Below are 2,088 nucleotides of genomic sequence, written 5' to 3' on the forward strand. Positions count from 1 at the left end.
CGTCAAATCGAGTTAGATTGTGCCACTCTCATGACTCTACAGGCTCCCGTAGCCCAAGATTTGCGGCTTTTAAGTGCTTTTATGCAATTAGTGCGCGATTTGGAACGGATCGGCGATTATGCCAAGGATTTAGCCGAAATAGCACTCAAGTTATTCGCCTATACTCCTCATGATTGTATGAGTGAGATCGAGGCCATGTCCCACCATGCTCAGTATATGTTAGCCACGAGTCTGGTTGCTCTGGCTGACCTCGATCAAGAAGCCGGTCCAAAGGTCAAAGAACTAGATAATACGGTCGATCGAGCCTATGACTATCTCTATCACACTCTCGCCCATCAAAGAGATATTAAGGGTGTGGTGGAACCGATCCTGCTGATGGCTTTACTAATCCGTCATCTGGAACGTATGGCCGATCACGCCACCAATATCGCCCAAAGGGTATCCTACATCGTTACCGGACAGAGAGGCTGAGGGTGTGGAGGCCTTGAGTTGATTTCCCTCGATCTCTGGCCCGCGCTTTTAGCGTTTACGACTCAGGGGGTTTAAAATTTCACTTAACCCCTCTCCCAAGAGAGATAAACCCACCACCATCGTGGTCATTGCTAATCCGGGGAATAAAGTGGTCCACCAGATGCCTGTAGATAAATCCGCCAAAGCTTCCTTGAGATCATGACCCCATTCTGGCACTTCTTCTGGTAATCCTAAGCCTAAAAAGCCTAAACCGCCTAAAACCAGGATCGCATCCGCCGCGTTGAGGGTAAAAAGAACCGGGACACTTTGGACGACATTAAAGAAAAGATATTTTGATAGTATCCGGCCTGGACTAGCACCGATCGCTCGTGCCGCTTCGATAAATAACTCATTTTTAACGCTGGCGGTTTGATTTCTGACCACGCGAAAATATTGGGGAATATAGGCAATGCTAACAGCGATCGCTACATTGACGATACCACGACCCAAGACGAAGGCGAGAGCCACCGATAATAATAACCCCGGCAAGGTGTAGAGGGTATCCATGAGAAAGAGGAGAACGCGATCGATCTTACCCCCCAAATAACCGCTAATTAACCCTAAAGGAACCCCGATGACTAAAGATAATCCTGTGGCCAAAAATACCACGGACAAGGCCGCCCGGGTCCCGAATAGGGTGCGGGAAAAGACATCATAACCGCGCACATTCGTCCCGAACCAATGCCCGGAACTGGGGGCTTGTAGGGGATAATTGCTTAAAATGTCGGTTGGATCCTGAATCAGGCCGATCGCTTGCAGAAGGGGCGAAAACAGGGCAATCAGGATAAAAATAATTGTCAATACCAACCCCACCCCTAGGAGCTTAGTGGTTAGGTTGGGTTTCAGAAAAGGATCGATCGGCAATTTAACAGGAGTCATCGACAAAATTTAGCCATTGCATAGAACGCTAATTGTAGAAGACAAGGCTAACCTGAGACAAGAGCAGTGTTTTTTTCAGACAGCCGGGGCCGAAACGACCATAAACCAGAGCAAGACTGCTAACGCTAAAACAGTTAGTTTAATGAGGATATAAAGCAGTCCGTTGGGATAAAGGAGATCGTGAAACATATTGCCTCCTTGGGAGAGTAGCGATTGTCTCTCTCTATCTTTGATCTTAAGTCTTTCTTTGTTCACCTGACGCACAACTTAACAAAACGTGCGATTATAGGGAAAAAGATTTTTTTACTAGCTATGGCACTACTGACCACAGGAAAACCATTTATTCGCGATCTGGAACAATACGGCGCTTTAGGTGTTTACGCACCCTTAGAAGGAGGTTACGAGGGACGCTATCAAAGACGTTTACGGGCCACTGGGTACAATGTCCTGCATATCACCGCTAGAGGTCTAGGCGATTTAAGTGCCTATCTTACCGGCATTCATGGAGTCCGTCCCCCCCATTTAGGTAAAAAAAATATCGGTCGGGAAGCAGCCGTGGGACCGGTTTATTTTATTCCTCCCATTGCTACCTATCAATTGGAAAATTTACCCCCCAAATCTAAAGGTTTAGTGATTTGGATTATTGAAAGTTTTGTTTTGTCCTCGGAAGAAAAACAATACTTAATTAATCTTAGTCAA

At 46.5% G+C, this 2,088-nt stretch carries 3 protein-coding genes; 2 read left to right on the top strand and 1 reads right to left on the bottom strand.

The window, feature by feature from the left end; translation table 11 throughout:
- Nucleotides 1–471, top strand: a 471-nt coding sequence (gene phoU / locus PX484_RS11035) for a phosphate signaling complex protein PhoU (RefSeq protein ID WP_288103833.1), incomplete at its 5' end; no start/stop codon positions are given.
- Between the two features lie 48 nt (nucleotides 472–519).
- Here phoU and PX484_RS11040 read toward each other — a convergent pair.
- Nucleotides 520–1,389, bottom strand: a complete 870-nt coding sequence (locus PX484_RS11040) for an ABC transporter permease (protein ID WP_002801070.1) — start codon at nucleotides 1,387–1,389, stop codon at nucleotides 520–522.
- 312 nt (nucleotides 1,390–1,701) lie between these two features.
- Between PX484_RS11040 and ndhN the strand changes: the two genes are divergently transcribed.
- The coding region (gene ndhN, locus PX484_RS11045) for an NAD(P)H-quinone oxidoreductase subunit N (protein WP_288103835.1) at nucleotides 1,702–2,088 on the top strand (387 nt) is incomplete at its 3' end.

The organism is Microcystis sp. M49636_WE2 (assembly GCF_030065375.1).
GTDB lineage: Bacteria > Cyanobacteriota > Cyanobacteriia > Cyanobacteriales > Microcystaceae > Microcystis > Microcystis aeruginosa_C.

Coding starts and splice junctions, on each gene's coding strand:
- PX484_RS11040 (WP_002801070.1), bottom strand. CDS start 1,389: ATGACTCCTGTTAAATTGCCGATCGATCCTTTTCTGAAACCCAACCTA.